The 14,728-nt window shown below is 62.4% G+C and carries 14 protein-coding genes; 4 read left to right on the forward strand and 10 right to left on the reverse strand.

From position 1 onward, the window contains the following. Positions 1-48: 48 nt before the first annotated feature. The 6 genes from pcaC to AC07TV_RS20945 all read right to left on the reverse strand — a co-directional run bounded on the left by pcaC (position 49) and on the right by AC07TV_RS20945 (position 7,127). Positions 49-432 (reverse strand): 4-carboxymuconolactone decarboxylase, encoded by a 384-nt coding sequence (gene pcaC / locus AC07TV_RS20920; RefSeq protein ID WP_494650309.1) that lies wholly within the window; start codon positions 430-432, stop codon positions 49-51. Next, positions 425-643: a hypothetical protein gene (locus AC07TV_RS20925; RefSeq protein ID WP_494650310.1), complete on the reverse strand. Its 219-nt coding sequence runs from the start codon at positions 641-643 to the stop codon at positions 425-427. Before AC07TV_RS20925 ends, pcaC begins: the two co-directional genes overlap by 8 nt. Further along, a complete protein-coding gene (locus AC07TV_RS20930) occupies positions 640-2,031 on the reverse strand; it encodes a 3-oxoacid CoA-transferase (RefSeq protein WP_494650311.1) in 1,392 nt (463 codons plus the stop codon). The genes AC07TV_RS20925 and AC07TV_RS20930 overlap by 4 nt, the downstream gene beginning before the upstream one ends. Positions 2,032-2,103: 72 nt before the next feature. Further along, the gene (locus AC07TV_RS20935; RefSeq protein ID WP_494650312.1) at positions 2,104-2,607 is read right to left on the reverse strand and encodes an acetone carboxylase subunit gamma; all 504 of its coding nucleotides are present in this window, start codon (positions 2,605-2,607) and stop codon (positions 2,104-2,106) included. A 36-nt stretch (positions 2,608-2,643) separates the two neighbouring features. Beyond that, complete coding sequence (locus tag AC07TV_RS20940) at positions 2,644-4,968, reverse strand: hydantoinase B/oxoprolinase family protein (protein WP_494650313.1); 2,325 nt, start codon at positions 4,966-4,968, stop codon at positions 2,644-2,646. Positions 4,969-4,979: 11 nt separating this feature from the next. After that, complete coding sequence (locus tag AC07TV_RS20945; protein ID WP_494650314.1) at positions 4,980-7,127, reverse strand: hydantoinase/oxoprolinase family protein; 2,148 nt, start codon at positions 7,125-7,127, stop codon at positions 4,980-4,982. Between the two features lie 356 nt (positions 7,128-7,483). Here AC07TV_RS20945 and AC07TV_RS20950 point away from each other — a divergent pair, with 356 nt between their 5' ends. Next, positions 7,484-9,466, forward strand: coding sequence for a sigma-54-dependent Fis family transcriptional regulator (locus tag AC07TV_RS20950; protein WP_494650315.1), 1,983 nt, complete (start codon positions 7,484-7,486; stop codon positions 9,464-9,466). A gap of 50 nt (positions 9,467-9,516) precedes the next feature. Here the strand turns inward: AC07TV_RS20950 and AC07TV_RS20955 are convergent, their stop codons facing one another. Next, complete coding sequence (locus AC07TV_RS20955; protein WP_226404332.1) at positions 9,517-9,729, reverse strand: DUF3820 family protein; 213 nt, start codon at positions 9,727-9,729, stop codon at positions 9,517-9,519. Between the two features lie 41 nt (positions 9,730-9,770). Then, positions 9,771-10,523 (reverse strand): sulfite exporter TauE/SafE family protein, encoded by a 753-nt coding sequence (locus AC07TV_RS20960; protein ID WP_494650316.1) that lies wholly within the window; start codon positions 10,521-10,523, stop codon positions 9,771-9,773. A gap of 102 nt (positions 10,524-10,625) precedes the next feature. On the opposite strand from AC07TV_RS20960, the gene AC07TV_RS20965 reads away from it, so the two are divergent. Then, on the forward strand, positions 10,626-11,546 hold the full coding sequence (locus tag AC07TV_RS20965) for a LysR family transcriptional regulator (RefSeq protein ID WP_494650317.1): 921 nt from the start codon (positions 10,626-10,628) through the stop codon (positions 11,544-11,546). Here the strand turns inward: AC07TV_RS20965 and AC07TV_RS20970 are convergent. Then, positions 11,535-12,710 carry an MFS transporter gene (locus tag AC07TV_RS20970; protein WP_494650318.1) on the reverse strand — a complete coding sequence of 392 codons (1,176 nt, stop codon included), beginning with the start codon at positions 12,708-12,710 and terminating at the stop codon, positions 11,535-11,537. The two genes, AC07TV_RS20965 and AC07TV_RS20970, sit on opposite strands and share 12 nt — an antisense overlap. Before the next feature lie 99 nt (positions 12,711-12,809). Between AC07TV_RS20970 and AC07TV_RS20975 the strand changes: the two genes are divergently transcribed. Together AC07TV_RS20975 and AC07TV_RS20980 are read left to right on the forward strand one after the other, a co-directional pair. Beyond that, complete coding sequence (locus tag AC07TV_RS20975; protein WP_494650319.1) at positions 12,810-13,352, forward strand: YgjP-like metallopeptidase domain-containing protein; 543 nt, start codon at positions 12,810-12,812, stop codon at positions 13,350-13,352. An 88-nt stretch (positions 13,353-13,440) separates the two neighbouring features. Next, a complete protein-coding gene (locus tag AC07TV_RS20980) occupies positions 13,441-14,313 on the forward strand; it encodes a hypothetical protein (protein WP_494650320.1) in 873 nt (290 codons plus the stop codon). A 15-nt stretch (positions 14,314-14,328) separates the two neighbouring features. Here AC07TV_RS20980 and AC07TV_RS20985 read toward each other — a convergent pair whose 3' ends face one another. After that, positions 14,329-14,631, reverse strand: a complete 303-nt coding sequence (locus AC07TV_RS20985) for a hypothetical protein (RefSeq protein ID WP_494650321.1) — start codon at positions 14,629-14,631, stop codon at positions 14,329-14,331. Positions 14,632-14,728: the final 97 nt, after the last annotated feature.

Raw genomic sequence — 14,728 nt, forward strand, 5'->3', positions numbered from 1 at the left:
CGTAGCTTTTTTGGCCGCATTCCGTCCTGGAAAGCGACCGCATTCCGATTAAGGGCTGGTCAACGCGTGCTCGGCGAGAATGGGCTCTGCCGTCCGAAAGGCATCGGCGGCCAGCGGCACGCCGCAATAGACAGCAGCGTGCAGGAGGATTTCCTGAATTTCCGCGGCGGATGCGCCGTTATTGAGCGCCCCCCGGACATGCCCGCGCAATTCGTGTTGCCGCCCCAGGGCGGTCAGCATGGCTATCGTGATCAGGCTACGCGTTTTCAGATCTATGCCGCCGCGGCACCAGACGGAACCCCAGGCGTTGGCGGTAATGAAATCCTGCAGGGGTCGGGTGAATTCCGTGGCATTGGCAAAAGCCTTGTCGACGAACTCGTCGCCCATGACCTGTCGGCGCACTTCAAGCCCTTCGATATAGGCATCAGTCATCGATCTTTCTCCTTGAGTTGGCAGTTGGCGAGCGCCATCTTGCCGAGTCGCCGCGCAGCGCCACAAGGGCGCGCCGGTACTCGGCCCGGGTCAGTTTCCCGAGTAAATGGCGGCACTCAATATCCCACAGCTTGCCGACCAGATCTATCGTTTGACGCGAATTGCCGAGCCACGACAGGCCACCGCCCGCCGTGGCAGCATCGGCCTTCATGAGACGGCAGCAAGCTCCGTGGCATGGCGCGCGCTGAGGCCCGGCGACACGGAGAAGCTGCAAGCTGTTTTCGCCCTGACCTCGTCAACCGAAACGCCGGGGTGCAGTTCGCTCAAGGTCAGGCCGCCGCCCGCATTGACGGTGAATACGCAGAGGTCAGTGATGATCATGTCCACCACGCCCTTGCCGGTCAGCGGCAGGCTGCAGTTCGGCAGAATCTTCGGCGCCCCGTCCTTGGCCGTGTGCTCCATCAGGACGATGACACGCCCGACGCCCGACACCAGATCCATCGCCCCGCCCGGCCCCTTGACCATCTTGCCGGGCACCATCCAGTTGGCCAGGTCACCGTTCTCCGAGACTTCCAGACCGCCGAGGATGGACAGGTCAATGTGGCCACCGCGAATCATCGCGAAGGAATCGGCGCTGGAGAAGAAACTGCTGCCGGGAATGCTGGTGATGGTCTGCTTGCCGGCGTTGATCAGGTCGGCATCGACATCTTCGCTGCCGGGAAAGGGGCCGATGCCGAGCAGGCCGTTTTCCGACTGCAGCGTGACGTGCGTGCCCTCGGGAATGTAATTGGCGACCAGCGTCGGAATGCCAATGCCGAGATTGACGTAATAGCCGCTGCGCAATTCCTGCGCCGCCCGCCGGGCCATCCGTTCGCGCAGCGGGTCCTGCTTGCCCGGCGTCGCGCCGCCAGCCGTGGTGCGGAACTCGATACGCTTCTGATAGCCGGCGCCCTGGATGATGCGGTCCACATAGATGCCCGGCGTATGGATCTGGTCCGGATCAAGTTCGCCCGGCGCGACCAGTTCCTCGACTTCGGCCACCGTGACCCGGCCGCAGGTGGCGATCATCGGGTTGAAATTGCGCGCCGTCTTGCGGAAGACCAGGTTACCGGCATGGTCGCCCTTCCAGGCCTTGACGATGGCGACGTCGGCCCGGATGGCCGGTTCCAGGACGTATTCCTGGTCGTCGAATTGGCGGGTTTCCTTTCCTTCGGCCAATCGGGTGCCAAAGGCAGTCCGCGTGTAGAAGCCTGGAATGCCGGCACCGCCGGCGCGCAGCCGTTCGGCCAGCGTGCCCTGCGGCACCAGTTCGAGCTCCAGTTCGCCGGCCAGCACCTGACGCTCGAACTCCTTGTTCTCGCCGACGTACGACGCGACGACCTTCTTGACCTGCCGCGTTTTGAGCAGCGGCCCCATGCCGAAATCGTCTACGCCGGCGTTGTTGCCGACGATGGTCAGATCGCTCGTGCCGGCTCGCAGCAGGCCGTCGATCAAATTCTCCGGAATGCCGCACAGGCCGAAGCCGCCGGCGGCGACGGTCATGCCGTCGAAAAGCAGGCCGTCCAGCGCGGCCTCGCTCGTTGCATAAACCTTGTTCATGTTGTGCTGTTCCCTCTTCTTGTCTTTGGGGCAAGCGGGGAGCGACCACTCGCTCCCCGCCAGGCTCAGGTCTTAATCAACCCGTTCCGGTACCGGCAGGTGCACCCATTCCTTGTAAAAGGCCTCGATGTCCGGCTCGAAGTCGTGGATCACCGGATACCACGGGGTCGGCGCCTCGACGTCGTGCAGCGTGCCGCAGCTCGGGCAGTAGTACTCGCGATAGACCTGCCATTGGGTATCCGGCGCCATGAGCTTCGGGTACACCTCGGTCATCGCCTCTTCGGTGTCGCGCACGTAGATCGAGGCATGCAGCTTCCAGTTCTCCTTGTAGTCGCAGAACTCGTGGCCGCAGTCGCACTTGATGAGCCACTGCTTGGTCTTGGCCGACTGCACGATGTACATGTGCGGCGCCAGGGGCAGGACGATGCGATCCTTGAAGCTGACCTTGGCCTGCAGCGCCGCGAGGTACTGCTCGAAGCGGCTGTTGTCCTTGGGCATCGACAGCATGCGGCAGGTCGTTTCCCAGTCCAGCGAGCCTTCGACCAGATGTGCAACCTGTTCATTGGTGTATGACATTTTTGTCTCCTTGATTCAGATAATCGATTGCGCTGCTTACTCTTCGACCTGAACGACGGTCTTCACGTCGGGCATCAGCGAGAGATCCATGCGGTGCTTCGAGCCGTAGGTCGGCACGCCCAGTTCGTCTTCGAGCAGTTGCCAGTCGGCCGGCAGGCTCCAGAAATCCTTGAACTCCTTGGTGAACTTCTCGGACAGTCCGAAGCTGGTGGCGAACATGTGCTGGACCTGCACCGCCGCATGCTTGTTGATGATCCGTTCGCGCTCTTCCTTCATCCACTCGCGGGTCGGCAGGGCACGGGCCAGACGCTCCTTGCGGATTTCCGTGCGGCGCTGCGTGGTCAGTTCGGCATCGATGCTGAACACACCCTTGACATCCTGGGTGAACACGGCGCCGTAGACCTTTTCGGCAAATTCCGGCAGCAGGAATTTCTGGTTGAGGTCGTTCTCGATGGCACTGACTTCACGATCGATCGGATCGCCGAAACCCGGACCGCCGCGCAGGTAGTTCAGATAGAGGTCATGGTTGTCATAGCAATCCTCGGTCGTCATGCACTGCTTGTCGCGCTTGACCACGGCCGTTGCGTCGAGGTGGCGCTCGTAGTCGGGCGCGCTGGGATCGATGTCGCCGCCCAGCGGCAGCGAGTCGCCGATGGCGATGCGCTCCTTGAGGCCGGTGTTGTGCGCTTCGAAACGGTAGCCGGTGGCCGACGGGTAGCCGCCCATCATGCCCCAGTCGCTGTTCATGTAGCCGTTGCCCATGAAGAACATCGTCCAGTCCTGGGCGTTCCAGACCATGCGCAGGGTTTCGAAACCACAGCCGCCGCGGTACTTGCCGTAGCCGCCGGAGTTGGATTTGACGTTGCGGCCCAGGTACAGCAGCGGCTCGGCCATTTCCCAGATCTCGATGTCGCCCATGTCGCCTTCCGGGTTCCAGATGGCGGCGGCGTGGTTCAGACCGTCCTTGACGGCGCAGGCACCGGTACCGCAAGACGAAGCCTCGAAGCTGTTGACCGCGTGGATCTCGCCGTCCTGGTTGATACCGCCGCCCTGCAGCCAGTTGGAGGTATTGGCGTTGCCGGCATTGACCTCTTCGAGATAGCCGCGGCTGAAATAGGACTGGCTGAGGCCGCGCCACAATGCTGCCCAGCCGGAGACCAGAAAGTGCCAGGCATAGGCGTGACCGGTGCGGCGGTCGTCCGGATTACACCAGGTGCCCTTGGGCAGGTGGAACTCGGTGGCAAAGTAGGCGCCGTCGTTGATGCGCTGGGTCGGCACCAGCGTCTGCGACATCATGACCCAGATGCCCGAGGTGAAGGCCACCTGGTGGGCATTGAAGGTATGCCAGCCCCAGCGGCTGGCGCCTTCGAAGTCGAGACGCCACTTGCCGTCCGGCTTGATGGTCATTTCGACCGGCGAGTGCATGATCGAGTCGAGCTTGGCGAAGGCGTTGGAAACCTGGATGTCTTCATGCTTGAACGGCACATCGACGAAGGACACCTTGCGATATTTGCCCGGCAGGGTCATCGCCTTGATCCGGCTCATCAGGCCGCGGCGGCCCTCTTCGATGACTTCCTGCGAGAACTTGTCATAAGCCTCGAGGCCATCGGCCCGGATCACTTCTTCGACCAGTTCGCGGATCATGTGGCAGCCGGCGATCCGGGTCTTTTCGTCGAGAATCCAGTATTTCGGCGTGCGTACCGAACGCTGCGACTCGTGCAGCCAGTCGCGCAGCGGCTCGTCGTTGATCCCGGTCTTGCGGCAGGTGATCATGTAGCCGTCACCGAAACGTTGCGTCTGGCCAGTAGACATCGAACCCGGCGTCACGGCGCCGGTATCGATGACGTGGGTGACGCCGCCGACCCAGCCGATCAGCTTGCCGGCCCAGAAGATCGGCACGATGGTGGCGATGTCGCAGGGGTGCACGTTGCCGATGGCGCAGTCATTGGTCGTGAACATGTCGCCGGGGTTGATCGTCGGGTTGGCTTCCCAGTTGTTCTCGATCATGTACTTGATCGCCGCGCCCATGGTGCCGACGTGGATGATGATCCCGGTCGAGGTCAGGATGCAGTCGCCAGCGGCGTTATAGAGCGTGAAGCAGAGTTCGCCTTCCTGCTCGACGATGGGGCTGGCGGCAATCTTTTTCGCCGTTTCCCGGGCATGGACCAGACCGCCGCGCAGCTTGGAGAACAGCTTCTCGTAGCGGATCGGGTCGCTGTCACGGAATTCGAGTTTTTCCAGGCCGTTGTAGTAACCCGTCGACTGGGTGCGCTCGAGGATGGCGTCGCGGTGCTGCTTGAGCGTCATGCCGCTTTCGAGCAGGTTGCCGATGCCGATTTCTTTTGTGCTCATCATATTCATGGTGGGTCTCCTCACTTGACTTCTTTGAGATGGAACAGGCGATGCTTGTCGATCGTGGTTTCGAAGCCGTCGGGGACGACGAAGGTCGTCGCGTCGGATTCGATGATGGCCGGGCCGACGATGTGGTTGCCGGCCTTCAGCGACTCCATCTTCCACAGCGCCGCTTCGACCCACTTCTTGTGGCGGTAGAACGGACGCGTGCCGAGATAGGCTTCCTTGGGCGGCGTCGGCCCGGCATCGGCGTCTTCCGGCAGCACCGGTTTCTGGGTGACGACCATGCCGCGCAGGATGGCGCCGGTGACCGAGAAACCCAGTTCCGGCGAACGCGCCGAATTGGCGTAGACGCGGCCATAGGTGTTCTCGAAGGACTCGATGATCTGCTGCCAGTCAGCGGCAGTCGCCGCGCTGGTGACCGGCGAGACGATTTCGAGGTCGTTGAGTTGGCCCATGTACTGCATCTTGTAGCCGGGGATCAGCAGCACGTCTTCCGGCTTGTAGCCATTGATGACGAACTCGTCGATGACCTTGACCGCCAACTCGCCCCAGGCTTCCTGCAGGGTCGCGCAGGCCGCCGCTTTCTGCTCGTCGCTGGCAAACTGGGCGACGCCGAGATCGACCGATTTGTCGTAGCGGTACTCGAAGTCGGCACAGGCGCAGCCGAAAGCCGAGAAGCCGGCCGCCCAGGCCGGTACCACGACGTCCTTGAAGCCGACGCCTTCGGTGTAGCCATAGGTATGCACCGGCCCGGCGCCGCCGTAGGAGAAGCAGGTGAATTCGGCCGGGTTGTAGCCCTTGGCGCTGATGTTGGCACGCAGGTATTCGGACAGCGTCAGATCGAGCAGTTCGATGACGCCGGCCGCCGCATCTTCGACCGACAGGCCGAGCGGATCGGCGATCTGCGCCTTGATGTGGTCGCGGGCCCGTTGTACGTCGAGCTTGATGGCGCCGCCGAGGAAGTTCTGCGGATTGAGGTAGCCGAGCACGACGTGGCAGTCGGAGACGGAAACGGTGTCGAGGCCGCTTTCCGGCCAGCAGGTACCGACGCGGTAGCCGGCGCTGTCCGGGCCGAGCTTGATCGATTTGCTGTAGGGGTCGAGGCGGACGAAGCTGCCGGCGCCGGCACCGACCGAATCCATCGCCACCAGCGGCAGCGAGAGGACCAGACGAGCCATGTCGGGGTCGGACTTGATGGCGAAGTTGCCCTTGGTGATCAGCGCCACGTCGAAACTGGTGCCGCCGATGTCGGAGCAGGCGATGTTTTCGTCACCGAGGTATTCGCCGAGCAATTTGGAGCCGATGACCCCGCCAATCGGGCCGGAGACGATGGTGCGGGCCAGTTCCTTGGCCTTCCAGCTGATCGTGCCGCCGTGCGTCGCCATGACGCGCAGGTCGAACTTGGCACCATGCTTCTTGAAGCGGTCACTGACCTTCTTCAGCGTCTGGCGCGACGGTTCGGCGCCATAGGCTTCTAGGATGGTGGTGTTCATCCGGTGGCTTTCCTTGCGCGACGGGTAGTAATCCACCGAGGCGAAGACCGGGATGTCCGACTTGAGCTTTTTCAGTTCGTCACGCACCAGATCGCGCGCCCGCTGTTCGCTAAGTTCGTTCTTGTGCGATTGCAGCAGGCAGATGACGATGGCCTGGGAACCGGCCTCGACCAGCTCGCGGGTGGCCTGGCGTACTTCTTCTTCGCGCAGCGGAATGACAATCTTGCCCTGCACGTCGGTCCGCTCGGTGACGCCGCGGGTGCGGGAGACGGGCACCAGAGGCTCGTCGTAACGGTGGGTGTTGAGGTGGATGCGATCTTCCAGGGCGTAGCCCAGGTAGCTCTGCAAGGCGCGACCCATCGAGTGGATCTGCTCGAAACCCTTGTTGCAGATCAGGCCGACATCAAGACCCTTGCGCATCAGGATACGGTTGAGCATCGCCGTTCCGGAGTAGACGCAGGTCGCCAGTTCCGGATAGACGTCGTCGACGTTGCGGCCCCAGTGTTCGAGCGCATCGACCGAAGAGTTATAGATGGCGAGCGATTCGTCGCCGGGATTGCTTTGTGCCTTGCCGACGACGAAACGACCGTCGGCCCGGACAAAGAAGGTATCGGTCATCGTGCCGCCGGCATCGATTCCCATCACCTGTACGTTTGACTGCTGAGTTTCCATGTTTGTCTCCTGTCATTGGTGTGTCGTGGCGAGTGATCCCACGCTGACTTAATGGCAAGGGCCGGGCCAGGCCGCGAAAAAGCGGGGGACTCACTGAATTCCCACGACGAATCATCAACTTGGCGAAAACTTGTGGAAAACAGCAGCTGTCCGACGAACAAGCGAAAAACGTCCTGAATAACGACGCCAATTTCGAACTGTCCGGATTCCGGACACCTCACAAGCCTTTTGTTGCGGCGCACAAGCCATTGATACAAAACGACTTTATTGACTTCAACCCAATCGTCGGCTACGGTTATGATTAAGTTAATTTATTGTTTTACGGTGAATACCCCGGAGCCCGCCACGAGCCCAATGTGACCCCCAACAGCAATCTCCTTATTCCACGAATCGGTGACGAGTCGGCCGTCGCCAGTTCATGGGAACGATTCCTCGAGAACCGGCCATTGCCCGGAGTCGGCGTCCGCAATGTGGTCCTCGACTCTTGGCGGCGCAGCCGTTCGGAGTCCGTCGATCCTGGCATCGGCAGCGCCCCGACGGCCAATGGCGACAAGATTCACCTGTTGCGGGCGCGCTCCCATGATCTATACGAGGCGGCCAAGCCGGTGCTCGAGACCCTGCGTGAAATCCTGCGCGAGTCAGGCACGCTGATCATGCTCAGCGACCCGAGTGGGACCATTCTCGACCTCAATGGCGAAACCCGCGCCCGCGACGCTGGCGAACAGATCAACCTGGCCCCCGGCGGTTGCTGGAGCGAAGACCTGATCGGCACCAATGCCATCGGCACAACCATTGCCACGCATCAACCGGTGCAGATCTACGCCAGTGAGCATTACTGCATCGACGTCAAGCACTGGACCTGTGCCGCTGCCCCCATCCTTGACCCGCTGGGCAGAAACCTGCTCGGCGTCGTCGACGTCTCCGGTGTCAAGGAAACCTTTCATGGCCATACGCTGGGCCTGGTCATTTCGGCGGCCAAGCAGATCGAAGGAATCCTGGCCCGGCGCGATGCCGAATTACATGGCCGCCTGCTCGAGCACGCCATGGATGGTTTCAGCCGCTATGGCAACGATTGCGTCGTCCTGTTCGACCAGCGCGGCCGTATCGTCAAAACCAGCGGCAGCATGCAACAGGCCCGCGAGATGTATGGCGTGCGCCTGCCTTTCGAGGTCGGCAGCCAGGTAACGGCCCTTGATTTTGCTGTCCATCCCGATGAGCGCATCCGCCAGACGCCACTCTGGCTGCGCCCGGAGTGGCTGCACCCGGTGCGTTCCCGCGATGGCGACCTCGGCACCTTGCTGGTCATCCCGATTGGCACGCCGACTCGACAAGCGGTCAGCATCCCCTCGCCGGCGAGTAAAGCGACTGACGAAGTCTTTGCCGAGATCATCGGCACCAGCCAGGCCATTTCGACAGCGAAAGCCCGGGCCAGAAGAATCGCACCGCTTGATCTGCCCGTCTTGTTGCTCGGTGAAACCGGTGCCGGCAAGGAGATTTTTGCCCGCGCCATCCACAAGGCGAGCAGCAAACCGGAAGGGCCTTTCATCGCAGTCAATTGCGGTGCCCTGACCCGCGAGCTGCTGGCCAGTGAATTGTTCGGTTACAGCGAAGGCGCCTTTACCGGCGCCCGCCGCGGCGGGCTGCCTGGCAAGTTCGAACAGGCTGACGGCGGTACCCTTTTCCTCGATGAAATCGGCGAAATGCCGCTCGACATGCAGCCTCATCTCTTGCGTGTGCTGCAGGATGGCGTGGTCGTCCGGCTGGGCGACACCAAGGAACGCAAAGTGGCGGTGCGCATCATTGCCGCGACCAATCGCGACCTGCAAACGGATTCCAGCACCGGCCGCTTCCGTGAAGATCTTTTCCACCGGCTCTGCGTCGTCAGCCTGCATCTGCCGCCCTTGCGCGAGCGCCCGGAGGATACCGAAGCGATCATCGGCTATCTTAACCAGCGCCTGGCCCGAAAATACGGCTGCCCACCGAAGAGCCTGGACCCGGAAGTCTTGCATCATCTGCTGCGCTATCGCTGGCCGGGAAATATCCGCGAATTGCAGAATGTCTTCGAAGCCATGTTTGCTCTAAGCGATGGCAATCGTATTGATGGCAGCCTGCTCCCGCCGCACATTGCCGGTGCTGCGGTTGATGCGGTGCTGGCACGCGGTGAGGTAACGCCGGCCATGGCAGCCGGCCGCCTGGCTGAAATGGAGCGGGCCGCTATCAATGCCGCTGTTGCCAACAGCCACGGCAACCTGTCGATGGCAGCACGAAACCTGGGTATTTCGCGCAGCACGCTCTACGTCAAACTGGCCGCCATGCGCGAGTTACCGGCGGCTGGATAACTAACAAGCTGCCTCTGGCGTTCGCTGAACCAGATCGCAACCGGCAGGTGCTAAGGTCGGCGCAAGGGTTTCAGCAAATCCGACAGCCCGTTGTGATCAATCTCTTGCATGAGCGCCAGCAGGCGGCCGATTTCGCCGGGCGGGAAGCCTTCGCGGGCGAACCAGTTGAGGTAGTTGCCGGGGAGATCGGCGATCAACGTGCCTTTGTGCTTGCCGAAGGGCATGGCGCGGGTGACGAGGAGGAGCAGATCTTCGGGGTTCATTTGCGGCGACGCTCGGGCGGGGCTGCCATTGTGCCAAAAACTCAGCCGTGGCAGATCATCCATAAGGCGGTCGCGACGAGCATCAGCGCGAAAGCGACACGCAGGCGGCGTTCGGGCAAGCGATGGGCAATGCGGACGCCGTAGGAAACGGTCAGGGCGCCACCCAAGGCGAACAACACACCCATCTTCCAATCGACCAACCCGGCGTTCGCAAAGGTCAGCAAGGCGACGATGGAACTGGGCATGACCAGGGCGATGGCGAAGCCTTGGGCCATGGCCTGTGTTTGCCGGAAGATGGTAACCAGAATGGGCGGCGTGATCATGCCGCCGCCGATGCTGATCAGGCCCTGACAGGTACCACCGATCAGGCCGACCAGCGGAATCAGCCGTTCAGGCAGCGCAAACGACCAGTTCGAGCGCCCGGCGCGCAGGGACCACAGGCTATGGACGGCCAGCCAGAGCAAAAAGAGGCCGAAGTAGCGGCGCAATTGGCTGGAGGCCAGGTTGCTCGCGTAGTGCGCCGTCAAGGCCGTTGCCGTCACCGCGCAGACCACCAGCAGGGCGGTGCGCAGTTTTGGCAGCGGCTGGCGCTGGCAGTAACGCCACAGGGCAATGCTCAGGTTGGGCACCATCATGACCAACGCCGTGCCCTGCGCCAGCTTCTGGTCCATGCCGAACAGCCCGGTCATCACTGGAATGGCGATGATGCCGCCGCCGATGCCGAAGATGCCACCGGCCAGACCCAGGACGGCACCGATGAGCAGGGGCAAGGCAAGGCTTAGGGCGAGGATCATGGCTGGACTCAGAAAGAATGTCGGGCCATGTTACTGCTTTGCACAAAGGCGAAAATGTCGCTAAATTAACTTGATTCGTAAATTACATTTACCAATAAACCGATGTCATCCGAACTCGCTTTCTTCAGCCTGCTTGTCCAGCAGGGCAGCCTGGCCCGGGCGGCCCGCGAGCTTGGGCTGACCGGGCCGGCCGTCAGCCGTCGTCTCGCTCAGCTCGAACAGCGTCTCGGCGTTCGCCTACTGACGCGGACGACGCGCCGGATGAGCCTGACGCCGGAGGGCGAGCTTTACCTGGCCGAAAGCCGGCGCATCCTTGGCGAAATCGAGGCGCTGGAACAGACGCTGACCCGCACCCGTGCGGAGCCGCGTGGCCTGCTGCGCATCCACGCCACCTACGGCTTCGGCCGCCGGCAATTGGCTCCGGCCGTGTCCGAGTTCGTTCGGCAGTACCCGGCCGTCGACATTCAGCTTACGCTGGGCGACCAGGCTGTCATGCCGGGCGACCAGAGCTTCGATATTGCCATCCGCTTTGGCGAACCGCCGGAGGCAAGGGTCGTCGCTCGCAAGATCGCCTCCAACCAGCGCTACCTGTTTGCCTCGCCGGCCTATCTGGCCCGCCGCGGCCAGCCGCTGGATCCGGACGATTTGGGCAGCCATGACTGCATCGTCATCCGTGAAGGCAGCGGCGCCTTCGGGACATGGACGCTGTGCGCCGGCAAGCAACGCCGTAACGTGAAGGTGAGCAGCAAGCTCAGCACCAATCACGGCGAGGTGGCCGTCGATTGGGCGCTCGACGGCCACGGCATCCTGCTCCGTTCGCTGTGGGATACGGCGGCCGAACTGCGGGCCGGCCGGCTGGTCCGCGTCTTGCCGGAATGGTCAGGCAGCCCTGCCGACATCTACGCGCTGTATCCGCAACGCCTGAACCTGTCGGCCAAGGTGCGGGTCTTTCTCGATTTCCTGACCGACCGCTTCGCCGCCTACCGAAGCGCCACCGACGGCAACCCCGAATTACCCTGGTAAGCGCGCCGAACGCCAGAGCGGGAAAAGGCCGAGCAAGCCGAGCAGCGGCCCGGGCAGCAGCAGCCAGGCGATGCTCATGCCCCAGTCGGCGATCCATACCGTGCCGAGCTGGATGGAAAACATGGTAATGGCGAAGCCGATGGAGTTTTGAAAGGCCAGCGCGCTGCCGACGATTTCCGGTGGGCAGGCCCGGGCCGAGAGGGCCGAAAAATGCGGCGAATCGGCGACGACCATAGCGCCCCAGAGGAGCAGCAAAACGATTTTGGCGGCGGTCGGCCAGTCGCCGGTCAGCGGAAACAGGGCGCAGCAGATGGCCGAGCCTGCCAGGGCGACAGCCGCCACACGCGGGCTGCCGATGCGCTGGCTCCACCAGCCGCCGAACAGGCAGCCAAGGGCGCCGATGCCGATGATGGCGAAGGCCAGCCCGGAGAGTTGGCGGCTACCCGTCTCGGCCAGTCCGCTCAGGATGATGAGCGCCGGGGTCAGTGTCCAGAAGGCGTAGAGCTCCCACATGTGGCCGAAATAACCGAAGGCGGAGGCGCGGAATTCACGGACCGAGAAGGCGTAGAAGACGCGGCCCAGACGCAAAGGCGGCGCACCGTGCCGGCGCTTGAGGTGCGGCCCGTCGCCGAGGCGGAAGATCATGATGGCGGCCAGCAATGCCAGCCCGGACGAAACAAGAATGGTGGCCTGCCACGACCATCCCGCCCCAGCCAGCCGGATGCCGTGTGGCAGGGCCGTGCCCAACGTCAGCATGCCGACCAGCTGAGCCAGCGCGGCACCGGCCCGCTCGGGCACCCAACTGACAACGAGTTTCATGCCCAGCGGGTAGACGCCGGCCAGACAGAAGCCGACGGCGAAACGCAGCGGCACAGCCGAGGCCATGCCATCGGCCAGCAGGGCAAAGGCGCCGTTGCAGACGGCGCCGAGCACGGCGCAGACGGCGAAGATTCGGCTCGCGGCGAAACGGTCGGCCAGACCGGAGATGGCGAAGGTCAGCGTGCCGAGGATGAAGCCGAGTTGGACGGCATTGGTCAGCGTACCGATGTCGCCTGGCGCAACACCCCAGGCGCGGATCAGGTTGTCGGCTGCGCTGTTGGCGGAGAACCATAGCGAAGTGCCAAACAGTTGGGCGATGACGATGATGAGGACGGGGTTTTGCATGAGTGAATCGATTTCGTAAATTCGCGCTAGCTTATCGCCGATTTTCACAAATCACGCCAAAAAACGATCTGGCGTGCCTTCCAGTAAAATCGGCCCGCCATGACCAAACCCGCCTCGCCCAACTACCTCGCCGGCTACCCCGCGCACCTGACGGAATCGGTGCACCGGCTGATCGAACAGGATCAGCTCGGCAAAGTGCTGCGCCAGAAGTATCCGGAGGTGCATCAGGTGCGCACCGACAAGGCGCTCTACGACTACGTTCAGGAGATCAAGGCGACGTATTTGCGCAACGCGCCGCAGCCGAGCAAGGTGGCCTTCGACGGCAAGCTGCAGACGCTGCAAAAAGCGCTCGGGATACACAGCCGGATAGCCCGCGTCCAGGGCGGCAAGCTCAAGAGCAAGCGCGAAATCCACGTCGCCAGCCTCTTCCGAGAGATGCCGCCGGAATTCCTGCGCATGATCGTTGTCCATGAAATCGCGCATCTCAAGGAACCGGAGCACGACAAGGCGTTCTATCAGCTGTGCCAGCACATGGAGGCGAATTACTTCCAGCTGGAATTTGACCTGCGTGCCTATCTGTGTCACTTGGCGGCCGGCGGCCCGCCGTTGTGGGTGGCCGAGGTTTCTGCCGGAAATTCGTGAGTTCCACGGTCAACCGGGGCTTGCTACGGTCAACCGGGAAAAACGGCCAAAATTGAAATTGTTCTGCCATAACACGGAGTAGAAAAATATGCGCTCAAGCCTGATCAGATTGCTGCCAATAGCCCTCGTGCTGCTCCTCGGCGGCTGCATGTCGCGTGGCATTCCGCAGGCTGCCGGCAGCGGCGAACAGCCGGCAGCGCGCGCCATGCTGCAGAAGTCGGCGGAAGCGCATGGCCTGGCTGCCTTCCGCCAGATTGACGACCTCAACGTTGGCTATGCCGGCGAGTGGTACGGACTGGTCAGCAAGGTTCAGCCGACGCTGATCGACGCCGATTTCCGTCAGGGTTCGCAGGAGCGGATCATTTTCAAGGGCGGGCCGCTGATCGGTCAGCGCCATCTTGGCCCGAAGGGCAGCAAGCAGGTCATCCGCCACAACGGCGAGGTGCAGGTTTTCTACAACGATGCGCCAGCCAACGACCGTGATGTGCTCGCTGCGGCGGCGCTGGTCGCCGATGGCTACCGGATGTTTCTGACCGGGCCGTTCTATTTTCTCGACGGCAACCTCAGTCTGGAAATGGGTGAAGACGAAACCGTCGAAGGCCGTGCCTGCACGACGCTGGTCGCCGTGCGCCGCCCCGGCCATGGCCTGTCAGCGGAAGATCGCTACCTGCTGTTCATCGACGCTGAAAACCATTTGCTACGCCGCGTCCGCTTCACCATGGAAGGTCTGGAATCGACACAGGGCGCTGTCGCAGAAGTCGATTTCTTCGACCACAAGGAGATCGCCGGCGTCACCTGGCCAACCCGTTTTTACGAGCGTCTGCGCAAGCCGATCCCCAGCCTGCCGGTGCATGACTGGCGGCTGATCGGGCTGGATGTGAATCGCGGCCTCAACGCAGCCGACGTTGCCGGCCCGGCCTTTTCCGCCAAGGCAGCCGAAGCGGCCCGACGTATTGATTGATCGACGCCTGGCCTTCTATAAACCCTCGATACCGGTTCTAATTTCATCCGCCCTGCCCTGCGCGGCATCCAGAGCTTCCTGACTCATTTTGGCAAGCTGACGATAGACCATCCCCAGCCTTGGGTTGGCGGCCAACCGTTCGCCGTTACGGGCGAAAAAATCCCAGTACAGCGCATTGAAGGGACAGGCCCGTTCGCCAAGGCGCGCCTTCTTGTCGTAATGGCAGCCCTTGCAGTAATCGCTCATGCGGTCGAGGTAGGCGGCGCTCGACACGTAGGGCTTGGTGGCCAGCTTGCCGCCGTCCGCGAACTGGCTCATGCCCACGGTGTTGGGTAGCTCAGAGGTGGCTCCGCGAATCAGGACATCCGGTTAAGTGAAATCTCTGCTTCAATGGGCGATGGGAATCGCCTGCCAA

It is taken from the genome of Azonexus sp. GW821-FHT04F04 (assembly GCF_059420025.1).

Bases quoted from the DNA above. Each gene is read 5' to 3' on its own strand.
- AC07TV_RS20940 (WP_494650313.1), bottom strand. From the start codon at position 4,968: ATGAATATGATGAGCACAAAAGAAATCGGCATCGGCAACCTGCTCGAA.
- AC07TV_RS20945 (WP_494650314.1), bottom strand. From the start codon at position 7,127: ATGGAAACTCAGCAGTCAAACGTACAGGTGATGGGAATCGATGCCGGC.
- AC07TV_RS20965 (WP_494650317.1), top strand. From the start codon at position 10,626: ATGTCATCCGAACTCGCTTTCTTCAGCCTGCTTGTCCAGCAGGGCAGC.
- AC07TV_RS20975 (WP_494650319.1), top strand. From the start codon at position 12,810: ATGACCAAACCCGCCTCGCCCAACTACCTCGCCGGCTACCCCGCGCAC.
- AC07TV_RS20980 (WP_494650320.1), top strand. From the start codon at position 13,441: ATGCGCTCAAGCCTGATCAGATTGCTGCCAATAGCCCTCGTGCTGCTC.
- AC07TV_RS20960 (WP_494650316.1), bottom strand. From the start codon at position 10,523: ATGATCCTCGCCCTAAGCCTTGCCTTGCCCCTGCTCATCGGTGCCGTC.
- AC07TV_RS20930 (WP_494650311.1), bottom strand. From the start codon at position 2,031: ATGAACAAGGTTTATGCAACGAGCGAGGCCGCGCTGGACGGCCTGCTT.
- AC07TV_RS20955 (WP_226404332.1), bottom strand. From the start codon at position 9,729: ATGAACCCCGAAGATCTGCTCCTCCTCGTCACCCGCGCCATGCCCTTC.
- AC07TV_RS20925 (WP_494650310.1), bottom strand. From the start codon at position 643: ATGAAGGCCGATGCTGCCACGGCGGGCGGTGGCCTGTCGTGGCTCGGC.
- AC07TV_RS20985 (WP_494650321.1), bottom strand. From the start codon at position 14,631: ATGAGCCAGTTCGCGGACGGCGGCAAGCTGGCCACCAAGCCCTACGTG.
- AC07TV_RS20935 (WP_494650312.1), bottom strand. From the start codon at position 2,607: ATGTCATACACCAATGAACAGGTTGCACATCTGGTCGAAGGCTCGCTG.
- AC07TV_RS20970 (WP_494650318.1), bottom strand. From the start codon at position 12,710: ATGCAAAACCCCGTCCTCATCATCGTCATCGCCCAACTGTTTGGCACT.
- pcaC (WP_494650309.1), bottom strand. From the start codon at position 432: ATGACTGATGCCTATATCGAAGGGCTTGAAGTGCGCCGACAGGTCATG.